The following is a 20,160-nucleotide window of genomic DNA, read 5'->3' on the forward strand; positions in this document are numbered from 1 at the left end:
AGAGCTTAAACCGGTGCGAAGGTGGAGGCGATCGCGTCGAACAGTCGCACGCGGGCCTCGTCCTCCTGCTCGGTCGGCACGATGACCTCGACCACCCACAGGTCGTTGCCGTAGGGGAGCAGGCGGGAGAAGTGCGACCTGCGCAGCGCGGTGGGCTCGTCACCCTCGACCGTCTTGTAGAGGAACTGGATGCTGTTCTCGCTGCGCGGCCCGGGGAGGTCCGGCGTCGAGGTCGTCTCGCCGCCGAAGAACCTGCCGGGCCAGCGTCCCTGCACGCCGGCCACGTACGTGTCGATGTCGCGCTTCGGGTAGTACTCGGGGAACCGCTGCACCGTCACCTCGTACGCGCCGCTGCCCGACACGAGGTGCACCATCGCCGAGACCGGGAACCGCTGGTCGGCGGCACGTTGCTCGGTGTAGACCGACCAGCTCTGCTCGACGTTCAGCGTGAACCTGCCGCCCTGGTCGCCGTTCGCCAGCACGGCCGAGAGGGTGCGGGGTTGCAGGGTCGCCGACGTGGGCAGGGTCGGCAGGGTGGGCAGCGTCTGCTCGGCCGGCGGCAGCAGCGGCGCGCCCGCGGCCAGCCTGGTCAGCGCGAACCCGCCGCCGGAGCCGGCCACGAACAGCAGGACCGCCGCCACCAGCACGAACGTCGTGGCCACGCGTCCGCGTCGCCGCTCCGGCGCCATCGGCTTCGTGATCATGAACGGCAACGGGCCGGGGTCGTCCGCCAGCGGCGCGTCCGGCTCGATCTTCGGCTTGGGCCGCACGACGATCGGCACCTGCACCGGTTCGCGGACCTCGAACGCGTCCGTGCCCGGCTCCGGCAGCAGCGGGTAGACCTGCCTGCGCACGTCGACCAGCGACAGCCGCTCGGCCGGGTCCTTCTGCATCAACCCGCTGATCACCGGCGCGAGCCGCCCGGCACCCGCCGGCACCGGCACGTCGCCGTGGATCACCGAGTTGATCGTCTGCATGACGTTGCGGCCCACGTACGGCGGCTCGCCGGACATCGCGGCCCACATCGTCGCGCCCAGCGACCACCTGTCCGCGGCCGCCGACACGTCACCGCCCTGAGCCACCTCCGGCGCGATGTAGGCGGGCGTGCCGAGCGTGATGCCGCGCGCGGTCATGGTGGCCTCGGCGACGTTGCGCGCGATGCCGAAGTCCGTGAGCTTCACCCGGCCGTCGTCGGCGATGAGCACGTTGCCGGGCTTCACGTCCCGGTGCGTGATGCCGGCCCGATGCGCCGACGCCAGCGCCGCCGCGATCGCGTCCAGCACCGCCGCGCCCTGCTTCTCGGTGAGGCAGCCCTGTTCCTGCAGCACCTCGCCGAGGCTGCGGGACGGCACCAGTTCCATCACCACGTACGGGTCGCCGTCCTGCTGCAGGACGTCGTAGAGCGTCACGAGGTTCGGGTGGGACAACGCGGCGACGGCCCGCGCCTCGCGCATGGTCCGTTCACGCAGCTGAGCGGCCTCGACCTCGGGCATGCCGGGCGTCTGCAGGATGCCCTTCACCGCGACCTGCCTGCCCAGCACCTCGTCGTGAGCGGCCCACACGGTGCCCATCGAGCCCTGACCGAGCACGTGCAGCAGCCGATATCGATCTGCGATCAGGCGCTTCAGGTCACCTTTGTCCACGCCTCAATTGTTCCTGACACACTGACTGCATCGTTAACGGCGGTGAACCTCACATAGCCGTGTCGGTACTGGTCGGTAACACTGCAACGCATGATGGAGTTGGCATTGACCGCCGAATTCCGCCCGAACGAGTTCCCCTCAGCGTCGAGGGAACAGTGGCGAGAGCTGGTCGACGCCGTGCTCCGCAAGACCGGCGCGAGCTTCGACTCCCTGGTCACGAAGACGTACGACGGCATCGAACTCCAGCCGCTCTACACCCTCGACGACGCCCTGGAGCCCTACGCGCTCGCTCCGGTGAAGCAGGGCTGGGACATCCGGCAGCGCCACGCCGTGCCCGATCCGGTCGCTCTGATGAACGACCTGGAGGGCGGCGTCACCTCCCTGTGGCTCGCCGTGCCGGCCGCGTCGCTGGAACGTCTGCTCGACGGCGTGTACCTCGACCTCGCGCCGATCGTCCTCGACGGCTCCGTGGACGCCGCACGCGCGATGCTGCGGATCTACGACCAGGCGCCGCTGCTGGCCGACGAGGTGCGCGGCAACCTGGCTCTGACGCCTCACGGCGAGGCCCTCGACGTCATCAAGCAGGCTCGATCGCAGTTCCCCTGGCTGCGGACCGTCGTGGTGGACGCGTTGCCGTTCCACGACGCCGGTGGCTCCGACTCCGAAGAGCTGGGCGCCTCTCTCGCGCTGGCTGTTTCGCACCTGCGCGCTCTGACCGGTGCGGGGCTTTCGGCTGAGGAGGCTTTCGCGCAGCTCGAGTTCCGCTACGCCGCGACGGCCGACCAGTTCATGACGATCGCCAAGCTGCGCGCCGCTCGTCGGCTGTGGGCGCGCGTGGCCGAGGTGTCCGGCGTTTCTGATGCCGTGCAGGTGCAGCACGCCGTGACGTCGTCGGCGATGATGACCCGCCGCGACCCGTGGGTGAACATGCTGCGCACCACCGTGGCGTGCTTGTCTGCCGGTCTCGGTGGGGCGGATGCGGTGACGGTGCAGCCGTTCGACGCGGCGATCGGGCTGCCGGACGAGTTCGCCAGGCGGATCGCGCGCAACACGCAGAACCTGCTGCTGGAGGAGTCGCACCTCGGCGAGGTGATCGACCCCGCGGCCGGGTCCTGGTACGTGGAGAAGCTGACCGACTCGCTGGCCGTGTCGGCCTGGGCGTGGTTCCAGGAGATCGAACGGGCGGGTGGGCTGGACTCGGCTCGGTCGCTGGTCGCCTCGCGGATCGCTGCCACCTGGGAGGCCCGGTCGGCCCGGCTCGCGAACCGGAGCGACCCGATCACGGGGGTGAGCGAGTTCCCGAACCTCGGCGAGAAGCCGGTCGTCCGCGAGCCCGCCGCGCCCGCCGCTGAAACCGGAGCCGAGCCCGCGGTCGGAATCGATTCGGACTCGCAGGCCCCCTGGGGGGAAACACCCCCCATCCCAAGTTTCTCAGGCAGGTCTGACAATTTCGGGCTGCCGCGCGTCCGTTACGCACAGGCCTTCGAGGAGCTGCGCGACCTGGCCGACGCCCAGCCCGAACGGCCGCAGGTCTTCCTGGCCACCCTCGGCCCGGTCGCCGCCCACACCGCCAGAGCCACCTTCGCCGCGAACCTCTTCAACGCCGGCGGTTTCGCCACCCCGAACGCGGGCGCGACCAAGACCCCCGAAGACGTGGCCCAGAGGTTCAAGGAGTCCGGCGCCAAGGTCGCCGTCCTGTGCGGCAGCGACACCAGCTATGCCGACCAGGCCGTCCCCGCCGTCGAGGCGCTGCGTCAGGCCGGAGCCGAGCGGGTACTCCTGGCGGGCAAGAAGACCGACGCGGACGTCGACGGTTTCGTCTACACGGGATGCCCGGCGCTCGAGATCCTCAACGACACCTACGGATTCCTGGGAGTGGAGCGATGATCCCCAACTTCGCGGACATCGACCTCGGCCCGCTCCCGCAGGCGAAGTACGAGACCGACCTGCCGCCGTGGGAGACGCCGGAGGGCATCGCGGTCAAGCCGGTCTACGGTCCGTCCGATGTGGACGGTCTCGACTTCCTGCGAACCTACCCCGGCGTGGCGCCGTTCCTCCGCGGCCCGTACCCCACGATGTACGTCAACCAGCCGTGGACCGTCCGCCAGTACGCGGGTTTCTCCACTGCTGAGGAGTCGAACGCCTTCTACCGCCGCAACCTCGCGGCCGGCCAGAAGGGCCTCTCGGTGGCGTTCGACCTCGCCACCCACCGCGGCTACGACTCGGACCACCCGCGCGTCGCCGGTGACGTCGGCATGGCCGGGGTGGCGATCGACTCGATCTACGACATGCGCACGCTGTTCGACGGCATCCCGCTGGACAAGATGTCCGTGTCGATGACGATGAACGGCGCGGTGCTGCCGATCCTCGCGCTGTTCGTGGTGGCGGCGGAGGAGCAGGGGGTGAAGCCGGAGCAGCTCATGGGGACGATCCAGAACGACATCCTCAAGGAGTTCATGGTCCGCAACACCTACATCTACCCGCCCGCGGCGTCGATGCGGATCATCTCCGACATCTTCAGCTACACCAGCCAGAACATGCCGAAGTACAACTCCATCTCGATCTCCGGCTACCACATGCAGGAGGCAGGGGCGACGGCCGACCTGGAGCTGGCGTACACGCTCGCGGACGGCGTCGAGTACATCCGCGCAGGTCAGGCAGCGGGGCTGGACGTCGACGCGTTCGCGCCACGGCTGAGCTTCTTCTGGGCGATCGGCATGAACTACTTCATGGAGATCGCCAAGATGCGGGCCGCGCGGCTGCTCTGGGCCAAGCTCGTGAACGACTTCCAGCCGAAGAGCCAGAAGTCGCTCAGCCTCAGGACCCACTGCCAGACATCCGGATGGAGCCTCACCGCGCAGGACGTGTTCAACAACGTCGCGCGCACGTGCGTCGAGGCGATGGCGGCGACGCAGGGACACACGCAGTCGTTGCACACCAACGCACTCGACGAGGCGCTGGCGCTGCCCACCGACTTCTCCGCGCGCATCGCCCGCAACACGCAGCTGCTGCTCCAGCAGGAGTCCGGCACGACGCGCGTGATCGACCCGTGGGGCGGCAGCGCGTACGTCGAGCGGCTCACGAACGAGCTCGCCGCCAAGGCGTGGGAGCACATCGCCGAGGTCGAGAAGGCCGGCGGCATGGCCCGCGCGATCGACGAAGGCATCCCGAAGCTCCGCATCGAGGAAGCGGCGGCCCGCACCCAAGCGCGCATCGACTCCGGACGGCAGCCCGTCATCGGCGTCAACAAGTACCTGGTGGGCACCGACGAGCAGATCGAGGTGCTCAAGGTCGACAACGCCGGTGTGCGCACGCAGCAGCTCGAGAAACTGCGCAGGCTCAGGGAGGAGCGCGACCAGTCCGCTGTGGACAGTGCGCTCGACGCCCTCACGAACGCGGCGAACGGCGGCGGCAACCTGCTGGAGCTGGCGATCAACGCCGCCCGCGCCAAGGCGACCGTCGGCGAGATCTCCGAGTCCCTCGGCAAGGTGTGGGGGCGGCACACCGCCCAGATCCGCACCATTTCCGGCGTCTACCGGCAGGAGGTCGGATCGGTGTCCAACGTGGACGCCTGCCGCGAGGTCGTCGAGGCCTTCGCGGTGGAGGAAGGTCGCCGGCCGCGCATTCTGGTCGCCAAGATGGGCCAGGACGGGCACGACCGCGGCCAGAAGGTCATCGCCACGGCGTTCGCGGACCTCGGCTTCGACGTCGACGTCGGCCCGCTGTTCCAGACGCCGGACGAGGTCGCGCGCCAGGCCGTCGAGGCAGACGTGCACATCGTCGGCGTGTCCTCGCTCGCCGCCGGCCACCTCACGCTGGTGCCGGCGCTGAAGGAGGAGCTGACGAAGCTCGGCCGCGAGGACATCATGATCGTCGTCGGTGGCGTGATCCCGCCGCAGGACTTCGACGAGCTGTACGCGGCGGGTGCGGCGGCGATCTTCCCGCCCGGCACCGTGATCGCGGACGCGGCGAAGGACCTACTGGTGAAACTCGCGAAGCAACTCGAGCACCATGGCTAGGGTGATCGATGTCGCCGAGTACACCAAGGGCGTCCTCGACGGCAATCGCGGCGTGCTGGCCAGGGCCATCACGCTCGTCGAGTCGACGCGCGCCGAGCACCGGGCCAAGGCCCAGGAGCTGCTGATCGAGCTGTTGCCGAAGTCGGGCGACGCGATCAGGGTCGGCATCACCGGTGTGCCCGGCGTGGGCAAGTCGACGTTCATCGACGCCCTCGGCACGACGCTGACCGAGCAGGGGCACCGGGTCGCGGTGCTCGCCGTCGACCCGTCCTCGACCCGCACCGGCGGCAGCATTCTGGGCGACAAGACTCGGATGCAGCGGCTGTCGGTGAACCAGGACGCGTTCATCAGGCCCTCGCCGACGTCCGGCACGCTCGGCGGCGTCGCGCAGGCCACCCGCGAGACGATCGTGCTGGTCGAGGCCGCCGGCTTCGACGTGGTGCTGGTCGAGACCGTCGGCGTCGGGCAGTCCGAGGTGGCCGTCGCGAACATGACGGACTGCTCGCTGTTCCTCACCCTCGCGCGCACCGGCGACCAGTTGCAGGGCATCAAGAAGGGCATCCTGGAGCTCGCGGACGTCATCGCGGTCAACAAGGCAGACGGTGATCACGAGCTCGATGCCCGCAAGGCCGCCCGCGAACTGGCCGGGGCGCTGAAGCTGCTGCGCCCGCCGGACGCGTTGTGGCACCCGCCGGTCCTCACCTGCTCGGGTCTCACCGGTGCCGGTCTGGACGAGCTGTGGTCCCGAGTGATGGAACACCGGCGCATCCTGGAAGACGCCGGGGAACTGGACGAACGCCGTCGCCGTCAGCAGGTCGAATGGACCTGGATGATGGTCCACGACGAACTGTGGCGGCAGGTGCGCGAGAGCACCGCCGTGCGTTCCCTCGCCCCCTCTCTGGAAGAGAAGGTGCGCCTCGGAGAGCTCACCGCCACCCTTGCGGCCGAGCAGATTTTGAAGGCGTTCCAATCGGACTCACGGTAGGCGCTTAACTAGTTTGGGTGACCTTCGATCGTGGTATTCGAGGTAGAGTTCAGGCCATGTCGAGGTTGCTGCTGGCCTGCGTGTTCTCGCTGATGAGCGTTCTCGGGATCGCCGGAGTGGCGTCCGCGCAAGAGGCGGCGAGCGCGCCTGTGGCGGCTGCGCAGCAGACGACCGTGAACCCGGCTCCCGACGTGAACGCACCGCAGGTGCCGTCGCCTGAGACCCGTGAAGAGACCAAGCGCAAGCTGTGGATCGGCGGCATCGCCGTGCTGCTGTTCGTGCTGGTCTACTACCGCAACAAGAAGCGGTGGGCGAAGTGGCGCAAGGAACGGGCTGCCAAGAAGGGCTAGCCGAACGGTAGGTGCGCTGAGACCGCACGTCCCACATGCTGGGACGTAATAGTCAAAATTAAGCGTGTCTCGCGACCATTTGCGTCATCGTTGATCGGTCAGACCGAAACTCGCTCGCCGCTTGGCGCAGCGCCGCGACCGGCCGTCCGGTTGATCATCATCAGCGCGCTGCGTCCTGTGAGTGGTGATGCAGGATGGTGGCAAATGGGTACCGACTTGAAGATCAGCACACGCTCGACCGTCGAGCGGTACTCGGACGCGCTGCTGGACCTGTCGCACTCGATCCACGCAGAGCCTGAGCTGGCCTTCGAGGAGCACCGCAGCGTCGAGAAGATCACTTCTCTGCTCGCTCGCGAGGGCTTCAAGGTCGACCGCGGGGTCGCGGATCTCGACACCGCGTTCGTCGCGACGTACGGCGACGGCGAGCTGGTGCTGGGACTTTGTGCCGAATACGACGCTCTGCCCGAAGTCGGGCACGCGTGCGGGCACAACGTCATCGCCGCCGCTTCCGTCGGCTCGGCGCTTGCTCTGCGTGACATCGCCGACCAGTTGGGTATCACCGTCAAGGTGATCGGAACTCCAGCGGAAGAGGTCGGCGGCGGCAAGGTGCTCATGCTGGAACGGGGCGTGTTCGACGACGTCTCGCTCTCGATGATGGTGCACCCGGCGCCGTACGAGTCGTGCGCCGCCAAATCGCTCGCCATCACCGATCTCGAGGTGCGCTACACGGGCAAGCCGTCACACGCGGCCGCGGCCCCCCACCTGGGCATCAACGCCGCGGACGCGGTGACCGTCGCGCAGATCTCGATCAGTCTGCTGCGGCAGCACTTCGAACCGGGCCAGATGGTGAGCGGCATCGTCACCAACGGCGGCACCGTGCCGAACGTAATACCCGCCCGCGCATCGGCGATGTTCGATGTGAGGGCGGAAAACCTGGAATCGTTGCAGCGTCTGGAGAACCGGATCCGCGACTGCTTCTCGGCCGGCGCGCTCGCGACCGGTTGCACCCATGAGGTCGTGCAGGTCTCACCGATCTACGCCGAGTTGACTCCCGATCCGTGGCTGGCGGACGCCTACCGGCGTGCGGCCACTGAGCTGGGAAGACGACCGCTCTCGCCCGAACAGGAACAACGAGAGAAGATCGGGAGCACCGACATGGGCAACGTCACCAGAGTGTTGCCCGCCATCCACCCGACCATCGCAATCGACTGCGGAGACGCGGTGAACCACCAACTAGAGTTCGCGACCGCCTGTGCCTCGGCGTCGGCCGACCGTGCGCTCCTCGACGGAGCACTAGCCATGGCTTGGACGACGATCGCGACAGCCACCGATTCCCAGCAGCGAGCACGGCTGCTGGCCCGCGGAGGTGCGGCATGACGGTTCTGGACTCCCGGCCTTCGGGCTCCTCAACTGTGAAGACGTCCACCGAGATGCTCGTGGACCCCACCGGGGTGAGCATGTCTCCTGTGGATGATCTGGGAGAAGGCCGTGGCCCCGCCTGGCTCGACGACTGGCTGAAGGCGAACTCCGCCGACGTCGTCGCCTGGCGCAGGCACATCCACGCCAACCCCGAGCTCTCCCGGCGCGAGTACAACACCACCGAACTCGTCGCGAAGCTGCTGCGCGAGGTCGGCCTCAAGCCGCGCATCCTCCCCGGCGGCACGGGCCTGATCTGCGACATCGGTCACGGCCCCCGCTGCGTGGCTCTCCGCGCGGACATGGACGCCCTGCCGCTGCACGAGAACACCGGCCTGCCGTTCGGATCCACTGTGGACGGTGTGTCGCACGCGTGCGGTCACGACGCCCACACGACGGTCCTGCTCGGCACCGCGCTGGCGCTCGCGTCGGCGACGGAGCTGCCCGGCCGCATCCGGCTGGTGTTCCAGCCGGCCGAGGAGGTCATGCCGGGCGGCGCGCTCGACGTGCTGGCCGCGGGCGGACTCGACGGCGTGGAGCGAATTTTCGGTCTGCACTGCGACCCGCGCCTGCAGGTCGGCCGCATCGGCACGCGCATCGGCGCCATCACGTCGGCCTCCGACCTGCTGGAGCTGCGGCTGTCGTCGCCGGGCGGCCACACCTCGCGCCCGCACCTCACCGCGGACCTGGTGCACGCGCTCGGCACGGTCATCACCGGCCTGCCGACGATGCTGTCGCGCCGCGTCGACCCCCGCTCCGGCACCGTCCTGGTGTGGGGCGCGGTGCACGCGGGCGAGGCGCCCAACGCGGTGCCGCAGGACGGCCTGGTGCGAGGCACGCTGCGCACCGGCGACCGCGACATCTGGGCCGAGCTGGAGCCGTTGGTCAAGGACCTGGTGACGGGTCTGCTGGCTCCCACCGGCGTCGGCTTCGACCTGCACCACCGCCGCGGCGTGCCGCCGGTGGTGAACGAGCGCGAGTCGACCCAGATCCTGCGCGCCGGCATCGAGGCCGCACTGGGCGACGACGCGCTCGCAGGCACCGAGCAGTCGTCCGGTGGTGAGGACTTCGGCTGGTACCTGGAGCACGTGCCCGGCTCGTTCGCGCGCCTCGGCGTGTGGAACGGCCAGGAGAAGCAGCGCGACCTGCACCAGCCGACGTTCGACCTCGACGAGCGTGCGCTCCTCGTGGGCGTCCGCGTGATGGTGCACACCGCGCTGGCTGCTCTCGCCTAGAGGACGACCCTTTCAGTTCGAGCTGTGTTGTGGCGCGTGCGGAACGAATGCGCACGCGCCACAGCGCTGTCCGGGTTCTTCTTGTCCACGACGTAGTGCCAGTCGAACCGCACCTCGTCCGCGGTCACCCGCAACGTCGAGACGCCGTGCGAGTCCAGCTCCACGAACCGCACGTGCGGGTTGAGCGCCTGGAACTGCGCCTCGACCTGCAGCGCGACCGTGCGCGGCGGCACCTTCAGCAGGTCGTCGAAGTTGTCCGACGTCAGTGACGTGACGACGTACTCGGTGGCCACCGACTGGTCGCCGAGTGGCACGTCGTTGGCCCACGAGCTGTGGATGTCGCCGGTCAGGAACACCGTGTTCTTCCGCTCGCCCAACGACCTGAGCACCAGCTCCCGGTCGGCGGGAAAGCCGTCCCACTGGTCGGGGTTCGTCTGCGGCAGCCCCGGCAGCGGCGGCACCTTGAGCGGGCTGAGCATCACCGAGTTGCCGACGAGCTGCCAGCGGGCGCGGTCGGTGGTGAGGGTGTCGATCAACCAGTCCCGTTGCGCGGCACCGAGAATCGTGGTGTCGGTGCGGTACGAACGCAGGTCGAGCATGGTCAGCGTCGCCAGTTCGCCGAAGCGGAACGTCCGGTCGAGCCTGCCCTCGCGCACGGGCATCCACTCGAAGTAGGCCTGCGTCGCTGCGGCCAGCCGTGCGCCCCACGGGCCCTCGGTGGCCGGATCGTGTTGCGGCGAACCGATGCTGGACGAGTTGTCGGCGCTCTCGTGGTCGTCCCAGGTCGCGATCATGGCGTGGGCCGAGTGCAGCGCCTGGACGTGCTGGTCGGTCTTGTACTCCGCGTGCCGGCGCCGGTAGTCGTCGAGGGTGAGGCACTTGTGCGGTGGGTCCTGCACCCGGACCTCGCCGTCGACGTTCTCGTAGATGTAGTCGCCGAGGTGGATCACGGCGTCGAGGTCCTGGCGGGCCAGGTACCCGTAGCCGGCGAAGTACCCGGCCGACCAGTTCGCGCACGACGTGACGCCGAAGTTCAGCTCGGACCCGCAGCCGCCGGTCTTGGTCCTGCCGACCGGTGACACGACGTCGCCGACGCGGAACCGGTACCAGTAGCGGGTGTTCTCGTGAAGGCCGTGGACCTCGACCTTCACCGTGTGGTCGCGAGCAGCGGAAGTGCGGGTGACACCGCGCTTCACGATCCGGTGGAAGTCCTCGTCACGAGCGACCTCCCACCGGATCGGCCCGGACGTGATCACGCGCGTCCACAGCAGGACGCCATCGGGCAACGGGTCGCCGGACGCGACACCGTGCTCGAACACAGGAGGGGCAGCGTGGGCGGTACCGGTCGAAGCGGCACCGGCCACGGCTGCACCGATCAGGAAAGTTCGTCTGCCAACCCCGGTCATGCCCTACAGCATGCCGAAGATCAGCTCACGGGTTCGGTCAACTGAGGACGCGCTTCCGGTGCCGAGGCACGAATCGCGTCCGCCGCCTGGTCGTCCGGCTTGGTCTGGGACGTGCGCTCGGCCTCGACGCGGGCGTTGTAGATCTCGACCTCGCGCTTGATCGCGTCCTCGTCCCACCCGAGGATCGGCGCGACCAGCCTGGCCACCGCGTCCGCCGAGTCGACGCCGCGGTGGGCGTACTCGATGGAGATGCGGGTGCGCCGCGTCAGCACGTCCTCGAGGTGCATCGCGCCCTCGTGCGAGACCGCGTACACCGCCTCCACCTGCAGGTAGTCGGGCGAGGCCGGGATCGGCTTGAGCAGCTCCGGGTTGTCCGCCGCCAGCGACAACACCTCGTGCACCAGCGAGCCGTAGCGGTCCAGCAGGTGCCGCACGCGGTACGGGTGCAGGCCGTGCTTGGCCGCGAGCTGGTCGGCCTGGTTCACCAGGGCGTGATAGCCGTCGGCGCCGACCAGCGGCACCTTGTCCGTGATGGACGGCTGGATCCGGCCAGGCAGGTCGACGTGCGCCGCGTCGACGGCGTCCGCGCCCATCACCCGGTACGTCGTGTACTTGCCGCCCGCGATCGCGACCAGACCGGGGGAGACCCGCGCGACCGCGTGCTCGCGCGAAAGCTTGGACGTCGAGTCGTTCTCGCCCGCCAGCAACGGGCGCAGGCCCGCGTAGACGCCCTCGATGTCGTCGTGCGTCAACGGGGTCGCGAGCACCGAGTTGACGTGTTCGAGGATGTAGTCGATGTCGTGCTTGGTGGCCGCGGGGTGCGCCAGGTCGAGGTTCCAGTCTGTGTCCGTGGTGCCGACGATCCAGTGGTTGCGCCACGGGATGACGAACAGCACGGACTTCTCGGTGCGCAGGATCATGCCGGCCTCGGCGACGATCCGGTCGCGCGGAACGACGATGTGCACGCCCTTCGACGCCCGCACCCGGAACCGCCCGCGCGAGCCCGAAAGCCGCTGAAGCTCGTCGGTCCAGACGCCGGTCGCGTTGATCACGGCGTGCGCCCGCACGTCGACCTCGCGCCCGTCCTCGACGTCGCGCACCCGCACGCCGGACACGCGGTCCGCCTCGCGCAGGAACTCGACCACCTGGGTCGACGTCCGCACCACGGCGCCGTAGTGGGCGGCGGTGCGGCCGACCATCATGGTGTGCCGGGCGTCGTCGGCCTGGGCGTCGTAGTAGCGGATGCCGCCGATCAAGGCGTCGCGCTTCAACGCGGGAACCAGCCGGAGCGCACCCGCTCGGGTGAGGTGTTTCTGCCCCGGCACGGACCGGGCGCCGCCCATCGTGTCGTACAGGAACAGACCGGCCGCCGAGTACGGGCGTTCCCAGATGCGGTTGCTCAGCGGGTAGAGGAACGCGACGGGCTTCACCAGGTGCGGCGCGATGCGGGTCAGCATCAGCTCGCGCTCGCGCAGTGCCTCGCGCACCAGACCGAACTCCAGCTGCTCCAGGTAGCGCAGGCCGCCGTGGAAGAGCTTGGAGGACCGGCTGGAAGTGCCCGACGCCAGGTCACGGGCCTCGACGAGCGCCACCCGCAGTCCCCGCGTGGCGGCGTCCAGTGCCGCGCCGACACCGACGACACCGCCGCCGACGACCACGACGTCGAACGTCTCGGCGCCCAGCCGCTGCCAGGCCTCCTCGCGTTCGGCCGGACCGAGCCGGCCGGTGATCGGCGGTTCGGCATGGGTTCGCGGTGGTGCAGCTGCGTTCTTGCGCGTGGCCACGACTGACGCCTCCCTGCTACGACTTCGCCTCACGCTACCTTCAGCGACCGCCTCCCGCCCACGGGCGCGCGGGCCAGAACCGGATGGCCCAAATCCGGCCTGACTGCACGCACTTGGCGTGGACAACTGATCAGGTCGGTAATAGCGTCCGGTCACGTTGTAGGCGGGCGGCGCGGCCCTGACCTCGGGTTTGCGCGTCCTGCCTGGCCGCAAACGAGTGGAGGTCGACGATGAGCGCAGGCTCGATCTTCGTCTGGGAGATGCTGGGGACCGCGGTCCTCATCCTCCTGGGCACCGGTGTCGTCGCGAACCAGGTGCTCAAGAACACCCTCGGAAACAGCACAGGATTCCTCTTCGTCAACGTCGGCTGGGCCTTCGCGGTCTTCACCGGCGCGAGCATCGCCGCTCCGAGCGGGGCGCACCTCAATCCGGCGGTGACGCTGGGACTCGCGATCGCGGACAAGACTCCGTGGGGCGACGTGCCCGTCTACGTCCTCGGCCAGATGGTCGGCGCCATCATCGGCGCGATGCTCTGCTGGGCCACCTACAAGCTGCAGTTCGACACGCACGACGAACCGCAGGGCACACTCGGCATCTTCTCCACCGGCCCGACCGTGCCGAACAAGCCGTGGAACCTCGTGTCCGAGATCATCGGCACGTTCGTCCTCGTCGCGTGGATCCTGCTGTCGCCGGCCGCGAAGGTGTCGGTGGACGGGGTGCCGACGTTCGGCAACTCGGCGCTCGGGTACGCGGGTGTCGCGTTCGTCGTGCTGGTCATCGGCACGTCGCTCGGTGGCCCGACCGGCTACGCCATCAACCCGGCGCGCGACCTCGGTCCGCGCATCGCCTACGCCTTCATGATGCCGATTCACAACAAGGGCGACGCCAACTGGGGCTATTCGTGGGTCCCCGTCGTCGGCCCGCTCGTGGGTGGCGCGCTCGCCGCGCTGCTCTTCCTGGTTCTCCCGGTCTGAAAGGACTTCTCGCATGACGCAGTACGTGGCCGCGATCGACCAGGGCACCACCTCCAGCCGGTGCATGATCTTCGACCACTCCGGGCGGGTGGTCTCGGTCGACCAGAAGGAGCACGAGCAGATCTTCCCCAAGGCGGGGTGGGTCGAGCACGACCCGAAGGAGGTCTGGCAGAACACCCGCCAGGTCGCCGCGGGCGCGCTCGCGAAAGCCGACCTGTCCACTTCGGACATCGCTGCCGTCGGCATCACCAACCAGCGCGAGACCGCGCTGGTGTGGGACAAGAACACCGGCGAACCCGTCTACAACGCCATCGTCTGGCAGGACACGCGCACCGACAAGATCGTGCAGGAACTGGGTGCGCTGGGCGGTGGCCAGGAGCGCTACCGCCAGAAGGTCGGCCTGCCGCTGGCGACCTACTTCTCCGGCCCCAAGGTCCGCTGGATCCTCGACAACGTCGAAGGCGCGCGGGAGAGGGCCGAGGCCGGCGACCTGCTGTTCGGCAACATGGACACGTGGGTGCTGTGGAACATGACCGGCGGCACGGACGGCGGCGTGCACGTCACCGACCCGACCAACGCGTCGCGGACCATGCTGATGGACCTCGACACGCTGCAGTGGGACGAGTCGATCGCTTCGGACATGGGCATTCCGATGTCGATGCTGCCGGAGATCCGTTCCTCGTCGGAGGTCTACGGCCAGGTGCGCGAACGCGGCGCGCTGGCCGGCGTGCCGATCGCGGGCATCCTCGGCGACCAGCAGGCGGCGACGTTCGGCCAGGCCTGCCTGTCACCCGGCGAAGCCAAGAACACCTACGGCACCGGCAACTTCATGCTGCTCAACACCGGCACCGAGAAGGTGATGAGCGAGAACGGGTTGCTCACCACCGTCTGCTACAAGATCGGTGAGGCGCCCGCCGTCTACGCCCTGGAGGGCTCGATCGCGGTCACCGGCTCGCTGGTGCAGTGGCTGCGCGACAACCTCGGCATGATCGGCTCCGCTGCCGAGATCGAGGACTTCGCCAGTTCGGTGGAGGACAACGGCGGCGCGTACTTCGTGCCCGCGTTCTCCGGCCTGTTCGCGCCCTACTGGCGTTCCGACGCCCGCGGCGCGATCGTGGGTCTCACGAGGTTCGTCAACAAGGGCCACCTCGCGCGGGCCGTGCTGGAGGCGACGGCCTTCCAGACGCGGGAGGTGCTCGACGCGATGAACGCCGACTCCGGCGTCGACCTGACCGCGTTGAAGGTCGACGGCGGCATGGTCGTGAACGAGCTGCTGATGCAGTTCCAGGCGGACATCCTGGGTGTGCCGGTGATCAGGCCGGTCGTCGCGGAGACGACCGCGCTGGGTGCCGCCTACGCCGCCGGTCTCGCGGTCGGGTTCTGGAAGACCGAGGACGAGATCCGCGAGAACTGGGCGCAGGACAAGCAGTGGGAACCGCAGATGGACGAGTCCCGCCGCGCGTCCGAGTACGCGAACTGGAAGAAGGCCGTCAGCAAGACCTTCGACTGGGTCGAGGACTGAGTTTTGGTCGCTGCTCCGCAGACTCCGATTTTCTGGTGAAGGCGGCCGCTGCTTCGTCCTGATAGGGCTTCGCCGAATCAGGACGAAGCAGCGGCGTGCACGATCACGTTGTCGCGGGTGCCACACGTGATCAGCCGCAGCCCCTGCTCGTCCTTGTCCCGCGCGACGGCCTCCGCGAAGAAGTCGTCGCGGATGATCCGCTCCGTGCGCGTCACGGTGAAGCGGGCGACCGAACCGTCCTTCTTGGACACTTCGATGACGTCGCCCGTCAACAGGTCGTTCAGCCGGAAGTAGACGCCTCTGGCCTTGTTGCTCTCGATCCGGCCGACGATGATCCACTGCTGCGGTTGCGTTTGGTACCAACCGGCCTGCATGCCCTCGTTGGCGGGCGGCATCTGGACGACGCCCTGCTGGTCGAGGCCGAGCGCGACCAGTGACGACCGCACGCCGATCCGCTCGATCCTCAGCTCCATCGGGTCGGAGTTGCCGAGCGGTGACACCACCGGCGGCGGCGCGCTGTCGCTCGTCGCCGCCGACGGCTTCGGTGCCGGTCCCTGCGAACAGGCGGTGGCCAGGGCCACACACAGCACCGCGATCAAGACACGAGTCCCCACGGACCCATTGACGCACATCTCGTGGGTTAGTTGCGCGTCCGGCCAAGACAGGATCGAAATGTGATCATGATCAGGCGGTGCCGCCACCACCGGTCTGCGGCGCGCCCTTGGGCTTCACGACGGGAGCCTTCGCGACGGGAGCCGTCACGACGGGAGCCTTCGCGGCCCCGACCACGACCGGAGTCACCGGAGGCGTCAGCGGCACGATCTCGAACTCCGCCGCACCGCGCGTGCCGCCCACGCAGGTCAGGATCGCGGTGTACTTGCCGGGCTTGTCGCCCGCGACCCCGTACGGGCTGCTCACCGGGACCTCCGTGCGGAATCCAGGTGAGTCGATCGTGCCGCCGTCGGGGCAGTCGCCCTTCTCGATCCGTGCCTCGAACTTCTGTCCCGGCTCGAGGGTAGAAGGCTCGATCTTGAACTGCGGCCGCACGTTCCGGTCGATGACCTGGTACTCGGTCGTGCCGGTCTTCGAGGTGCCGTTGCACGTCAGCGTCGCCGTGTACGTGCCCGGCGTGGTGCCGGTCGTGCCGTGGATGCTGCCGGCACCGACCGGCGCGGCGAATCCGGCCGAGGTGATGGACGCGGACCCGCCGGGGCAGGTCCCCTCCTCGATCTGCACCTCGAACCACTGGCCCTTCATGAGGACGTCCGGCGCCAGCTGGAACTTCGGCGTCACGTCCTCCTGCGCCTGCGCGCTCGGTCCGAACGCGCACGCTGCCGCCGCCAGCGCTGCCAAGGCGACGATGGTGTTGATGGTCTTCATTTCCGTTATCCCCCAGGATGTTCCGGCAATTCGAACATCGTCCTAAGTGGACGAAATCCCCCAGTTTTTCGCTTGCCCACAGAAGACGCCGGTGCCGAGGGGGTGGTTGCTTCCTTCCTCAGACCAGTTTCGCGTACACGATGACGTTGTCCCGATAGCTGTGCGCGGCCGTGTCGAAGCTGCCGCCACAGGTGATCAGCCGGAGTTCGGGCGTCGTGGTGTCGCCGTAGACGGCTTCGGTGGGGAAGCTGTCCTTGGCGATCTGCTCGGTCCTGGTCACGCGGAACCTGGCCGTGGTGCCGTCCTTTCTGGACACCTCGACCTCGTCACCCGCCACGAGTTCCTTGAGCCGGAAGAAGATGCCGGGCTGCTTGTTGCCGTCCACGTGCCCGAGCAGGACGGCGGGACCCGGCTCACCCGGCGTGCGGGCGAGCTCGTACCAACCGGCCTGCATCGGCTGCTCGACCGGCGGCACCTCGATCGTCTCGTCCGGGTTGAGGCCGAGCGGGACGAGCGAGGACTTGGCGCCGATCTTCGGGATCCGCACCTCGGTCGGTTCCGACGCAGGCAGACCCGCGCCCGAAGTGGACGAAGCGGTCGCGGTGGTGGATGGTGCCGGTCCGGTGGGCAGGGCGGCGTCCGGTGCCGCGGCGCAGCCGGTCAGCAGCGCCAGCGCCACCAGCGCGGTGACGAGAGTCTTCACGCGGTACCGCCACTGCCGGTCTGCGGGGCACCCTTGGGCTTCACGACGGGCGGCGCCTTCGGCCTGGGCTTGGCGGCAGGCGGCGTGGTCGTGGTGGCCGGTGGCGTGCTCGTGCTGGTGGGCGGGGTCCCCTTGATCGTGAACTCGGTGGTGAAGGGGACCGGCGACTCCGCGCAGCGCAGGGTCGCGGTGTAGGTGCCGGGCGTCGTGATCACCGTCGTCCTGCCCTCGACCCAACGCGGCTCGTGGACGTAGAAGTAGAGCGGTTCGGCGAAGCCGGGTGACGTGACGGGGCCCTCGTAGTCGCAGTGGTTCTTGATGAGCCTGGAGCTCACCTCTCCGCCCGGCTCGACGACGGCCGGGTCGACGCCGCTCCAGCCGTTCAGGCCCGGCCCGTTCACGGTGACCTGGCCCGAATACGACTTGCCCGCGCACTCCGCCGTCGCGGTGTAGGTACCCCACTGGCTGACGACCTGCGTGCTGCCGGTCGTGTTACCCGACTTGTCCGGCTCCAGCCGGGCGGGGCTGACGAAGCCGGGGGACGTGGCGACGGTCGGCTCGTCGCAGCCCCGCAGTGTCACCGACACGGTGGAACTCGGCATCGTGTACCGCGGATAGATGTCGAGATAGATGTTGTCCTGCGCCTGCGCGGTGGCCGGGACGACCGCCAAGAGGCTCAGCCCGGCCAGCAGTGTTGCGATCCTTCTTCCCACGACTTCCTCCCCGGAGTCCTGCGTGCCCAGGACACGCAGGACTCCGAGAGGAGGTTGCCTTGGTCAGTCCAGGTCGTCGTGGCGCATGAGCTGGCGGCCGGCCTCGGTGATGGAGCCGGACAGCGACGGGTAGACCGAGAAGGTCGTCGCCAGGTGCTCGACGGTGAGCTGGTTCTGCACGGCGAGCGCGATCGGCAGGATGAGCTCGCTCGCGTTCGGCGCGACGACCACACCACCGATGACCACGCCGGTGGCCGGGCGGCAGAACAGCTTCACGAAGCCGCGGCGCAGACCCTCCATCTTGGAACGGGGGTTCGTGGCCAGTGGAAGCATGATCGTGCGCGCGGGCACCTCGCCCGAGTCGATCGCCTGCTGGCTGATGCCGACGCTGGCGATCTCGGGGTTGGTGAAGACGTTCGCGGCGACGGTCTTGAGCTTGATCGGGCTGACGCCCTCGCCCAGCGCGTGCCACATCGCGATGCGCCCCTGCATGGCGGCGACGGACGCGAGCAGCAGCACACCGGTGCAGTCGCCGGCCGCGTAGACGCCGCTGACGTTGGTCCGGCTGACCCGGTCGACGGGGATGTACCCGCCACGCCCGAGCTCGATACCGATCTTGTCGAGGCCGATGTCGGTCGTGTTCGGCACGGAGCCGACGGTCATCAGGGCGTGCGACGCCTCGATCGTGCGACCGTCTTCCAGGTGGATCAGAACGCCGTCGCCGGTGTTCTCGACCTTGTCCGCGCGGGCGTGCTTGACGACGGCCGTGCCGCGCTCGGCGAACACGTCCTCCAGCACCGCGGCCGCGTCGGCGTCCTCGTGCGGCAGGACGCGGTCCCGGCTGGAGACCATCGTCACCTTCACGCCCATCTCGGTGTAGGCGCTGGCGAACTCGACACCCGTGACGCCGGAACCGATCACCGCGAGGTGTTCGGGCAGCTCAGGCAGGTCGTAGATCTGCCGCCAGGTGAGGATCCGCTTGCCGTCGGGCTCGGCGCCCTGCAACACGCGCGGGGTCGCACCGGTTGCGATGAGCACCACATCGGCGTTGAGGATCTCGTCGGAACCGTCCGCGCCGGTCGCCACGACCTGGTGCTGGGCGAGTCCGCGCGAGTCGTCGACGAACTTCGCGCGCCCGTTGATCAGCCGCACGCCCTCCCGCTGGAGGCGTGCCCGCACGTCCGCGGACTGGGCGAGAGCGAGGCCCTTCACCCGTCCGTGCACGACCGGAAGATCGACCGTCGCGAGTTCGTTGTGGGTCTGAATGCCCAGCTCACCGGCGTTGCGGAAGGCACTGCGGGCCCCTGCCGACGCGATGAAGGTCTTGGACGGCACGCAGTCGTACAACACGCACGCGCCACCGGCCCCGTCGTTCTCCACCACGGTCACGTCGGCGCCGTGCTGCGCAGCGACCAGGGCTGCTTCGTAACCTGCGGGTCCGCCGCCGATGATGACGATGCGGGTCACGATCAGTTCCCTTCTGCGTGCTTGCTGGGCGGCTCAACCGTACGCGTTGACCGAATCGACCGTGTCGTCAGTACCGAAAGCTGATCGCCGGGTCGCTACGCTGTCGGACGTGCCGCTCTATGCCGCGTACGGGTCGAACATGGATCCGAACCAGATGATGGAGCGAGCCCCGTACTCCCCGCTCGCGGGGACCGGCTGGCTCGTTGGTTGGCGCATGACGTTCGGTGGCGAGGACCTCGGCTGGGAGGGTGCCCTCGCGACGATCGTCGAGGAGCCAGACCACCAGACGTTCTGCGTGCTCTACGACGTGTCGCCACGCGATGAGTCGCGGCTGGACCGGTGGGAGGGTGCGCTCGGCCTGTACAAGAAGATCCGGTTGCGGGTGCAGACCCTCGAGGGGTCCGTGGTCGCCTGGCTCTACGTGCTGGACGCCTACGAGGGCGGGTTGCCGTCCGCCCGCTACATCGGGGTGGTCGCCGACGCGGCCGAGGCCGCCGGGGCGCCCGACGACTACGTGAACGACCTGCGGACCCGGCCCTGCCAGGGCATCGGGCCCTGATCCC

17 protein-coding genes are annotated in these 20,160 nt (G+C 68.9%); 9 read left to right on the top strand and 8 right to left on the bottom strand.

Features of this window, described 5'->3' with window-relative positions; all coding sequences use genetic code 11:
- Positions 1-5: 5 nt before the first annotated feature.
- Positions 6-1,643: a serine/threonine-protein kinase gene (locus ACIQF0_RS40320; protein ID WP_401038972.1), complete on the bottom strand. Its 1,638-nt coding sequence runs from the start codon at positions 1,641-1,643 to the stop codon at positions 6-8.
- 93 nt (positions 1,644-1,736) lie between these two features.
- Here ACIQF0_RS40320 and ACIQF0_RS40325 point away from each other — a divergent pair, with 93 nt between their 5' ends.
- The 6 genes from ACIQF0_RS40325 to ACIQF0_RS40350 all read left to right on the top strand — a co-directional run bounded on the left by ACIQF0_RS40325 (position 1,737) and on the right by ACIQF0_RS40350 (position 9,648).
- A complete protein-coding gene (locus ACIQF0_RS40325) occupies positions 1,737-3,530 on the top strand; it encodes a methylmalonyl-CoA mutase family protein (RefSeq protein WP_401039154.1) in 1,794 nt (597 codons plus the stop codon).
- Positions 3,527-5,662 carry a methylmalonyl-CoA mutase gene (scpA, locus tag ACIQF0_RS40330; protein ID WP_401038974.1) on the top strand — a complete coding sequence of 712 codons (2,136 nt, stop codon included), beginning with the start codon at positions 3,527-3,529 and terminating at the stop codon, positions 5,660-5,662. Before ACIQF0_RS40325 ends, scpA begins: the two co-directional genes overlap by 4 nt.
- Positions 5,655-6,647, top strand: a complete 993-nt coding sequence (gene meaB / locus ACIQF0_RS40335; RefSeq protein WP_401038975.1) for a methylmalonyl Co-A mutase-associated GTPase MeaB — start codon at positions 5,655-5,657, stop codon at positions 6,645-6,647. Before scpA ends, meaB begins: the two co-directional genes overlap by 8 nt.
- Before the next feature lie 56 nt (positions 6,648-6,703).
- Positions 6,704-6,997 (top strand): hypothetical protein, encoded by a 294-nt coding sequence (locus ACIQF0_RS40340; protein ID WP_401038978.1) that lies wholly within the window; start codon positions 6,704-6,706, stop codon positions 6,995-6,997.
- Between the two features lie 204 nt (positions 6,998-7,201).
- Positions 7,202-8,374 (top strand): M20 family metallopeptidase, encoded by a 1,173-nt coding sequence (locus ACIQF0_RS40345; protein ID WP_360044593.1) that lies wholly within the window; start codon positions 7,202-7,204, stop codon positions 8,372-8,374.
- The gene (locus tag ACIQF0_RS40350) at positions 8,371-9,648 is read left to right on the top strand and encodes a M20 family metallopeptidase (RefSeq protein WP_360044260.1); all 1,278 of its coding nucleotides are present in this window, start codon (positions 8,371-8,373) and stop codon (positions 9,646-9,648) included. The genes ACIQF0_RS40345 and ACIQF0_RS40350 overlap by 4 nt, the downstream gene beginning before the upstream one ends.
- On the opposite strand, the gene ACIQF0_RS40355 is transcribed toward ACIQF0_RS40350, so the two are convergent.
- Together ACIQF0_RS40355 and ACIQF0_RS40360 are read right to left on the bottom strand one after the other, a co-directional pair.
- Positions 9,645-11,054: an alkaline phosphatase D family protein gene (locus tag ACIQF0_RS40355; RefSeq protein WP_401038980.1), complete on the bottom strand. Its 1,410-nt coding sequence runs from the start codon at positions 11,052-11,054 to the stop codon at positions 9,645-9,647. The genes ACIQF0_RS40350 and ACIQF0_RS40355 overlap by 4 nt on opposite strands.
- A gap of 20 nt (positions 11,055-11,074) precedes the next feature.
- Complete coding sequence (locus tag ACIQF0_RS40360) at positions 11,075-12,784, bottom strand: glycerol-3-phosphate dehydrogenase/oxidase (protein WP_401039157.1); 1,710 nt, start codon at positions 12,782-12,784, stop codon at positions 11,075-11,077.
- Between the two features lie 284 nt (positions 12,785-13,068).
- Between ACIQF0_RS40360 and ACIQF0_RS40365 the strand changes: the two genes are divergently transcribed.
- Both ACIQF0_RS40365 and glpK read left to right on the top strand, forming a co-directional pair.
- Positions 13,069-13,812: an MIP/aquaporin family protein gene (locus ACIQF0_RS40365; protein ID WP_401038982.1), complete on the top strand. Its 744-nt coding sequence runs from the start codon at positions 13,069-13,071 to the stop codon at positions 13,810-13,812.
- Positions 13,813-13,825: 13 nt separating this feature from the next.
- Entirely contained in the window at positions 13,826-15,334 is a 1,509-nt protein-coding gene (glpK, locus tag ACIQF0_RS40370) for a glycerol kinase GlpK (protein ID WP_401038984.1), read from the top strand.
- A gap of 77 nt (positions 15,335-15,411) precedes the next feature.
- Here the strand turns inward: glpK and ACIQF0_RS40375 are convergent, their stop codons facing one another.
- The 5 genes from ACIQF0_RS40375 to ACIQF0_RS40395 all read right to left on the bottom strand — a co-directional run bounded on the left by ACIQF0_RS40375 (position 15,412) and on the right by ACIQF0_RS40395 (position 19,597).
- Positions 15,412-15,948, bottom strand: coding sequence for a sortase domain-bontaining protein (locus ACIQF0_RS40375; RefSeq protein WP_360044248.1), 537 nt, complete (start codon positions 15,946-15,948; stop codon positions 15,412-15,414).
- Between the two features lie 70 nt (positions 15,949-16,018).
- A complete protein-coding gene (locus ACIQF0_RS40380; protein ID WP_401038987.1) occupies positions 16,019-16,714 on the bottom strand; it encodes a hypothetical protein in 696 nt (231 codons plus the stop codon).
- 118 nt (positions 16,715-16,832) lie between these two features.
- Positions 16,833-17,417 carry a class F sortase gene (locus tag ACIQF0_RS40385; protein ID WP_401038989.1) on the bottom strand — a complete coding sequence of 195 codons (585 nt, stop codon included), beginning with the start codon at positions 17,415-17,417 and terminating at the stop codon, positions 16,833-16,835.
- Positions 17,414-18,130, bottom strand: a complete 717-nt coding sequence (locus tag ACIQF0_RS40390) for a hypothetical protein (protein WP_401038991.1) — start codon at positions 18,128-18,130, stop codon at positions 17,414-17,416. The genes ACIQF0_RS40385 and ACIQF0_RS40390 overlap by 4 nt, the downstream gene beginning before the upstream one ends.
- Positions 18,131-18,193: 63 nt before the next feature.
- Positions 18,194-19,597: an NAD(P)H-quinone dehydrogenase gene (locus ACIQF0_RS40395; protein WP_360044237.1), complete on the bottom strand. Its 1,404-nt coding sequence runs from the start codon at positions 19,595-19,597 to the stop codon at positions 18,194-18,196.
- 109 nt (positions 19,598-19,706) lie between these two features.
- Here ACIQF0_RS40395 and ACIQF0_RS40400 point away from each other — a divergent pair, with 109 nt between their 5' ends.
- Positions 19,707-20,156: a gamma-glutamylcyclotransferase family protein gene (locus ACIQF0_RS40400; protein ID WP_030478530.1), complete on the top strand. Its 450-nt coding sequence runs from the start codon at positions 19,707-19,709 to the stop codon at positions 20,154-20,156.
- The last annotated feature ends 4 nt before the right edge of the window (positions 20,157-20,160 follow it).

This window comes from Lentzea sp. NPDC092896, from assembly GCF_044754905.1.
In the GTDB taxonomy this organism is placed as follows: domain Bacteria; phylum Actinomycetota; class Actinomycetes; order Mycobacteriales; family Pseudonocardiaceae; genus Lentzea.

Coding starts and splice junctions, on each gene's coding strand:
- ACIQF0_RS40380 (WP_401038987.1), bottom strand. CDS start 16,714: ATGAAGACCATCAACACCATCGTCGCCTTGGCAGCGCTGGCGGCGGCA.
- scpA (WP_401038974.1), top strand. CDS start 3,527: ATGATCCCCAACTTCGCGGACATCGACCTCGGCCCGCTCCCGCAGGCG.
- glpK (WP_401038984.1), top strand. CDS start 13,826: ATGACGCAGTACGTGGCCGCGATCGACCAGGGCACCACCTCCAGCCGG.
- ACIQF0_RS40365 (WP_401038982.1), top strand. CDS start 13,069: ATGAGCGCAGGCTCGATCTTCGTCTGGGAGATGCTGGGGACCGCGGTC.
- ACIQF0_RS40340 (WP_401038978.1), top strand. CDS start 6,704: ATGTCGAGGTTGCTGCTGGCCTGCGTGTTCTCGCTGATGAGCGTTCTC.
- ACIQF0_RS40350 (WP_360044260.1), top strand. CDS start 8,371: ATGACGGTTCTGGACTCCCGGCCTTCGGGCTCCTCAACTGTGAAGACG.
- ACIQF0_RS40325 (WP_401039154.1), top strand. CDS start 1,737: ATGGAGTTGGCATTGACCGCCGAATTCCGCCCGAACGAGTTCCCCTCA.
- meaB (WP_401038975.1), top strand. CDS start 5,655: ATGGCTAGGGTGATCGATGTCGCCGAGTACACCAAGGGCGTCCTCGAC.
- ACIQF0_RS40345 (WP_360044593.1), top strand. CDS start 7,202: ATGGGTACCGACTTGAAGATCAGCACACGCTCGACCGTCGAGCGGTAC.
- ACIQF0_RS40355 (WP_401038980.1), bottom strand. CDS start 11,054: ATGACCGGGGTTGGCAGACGAACTTTCCTGATCGGTGCAGCCGTGGCC.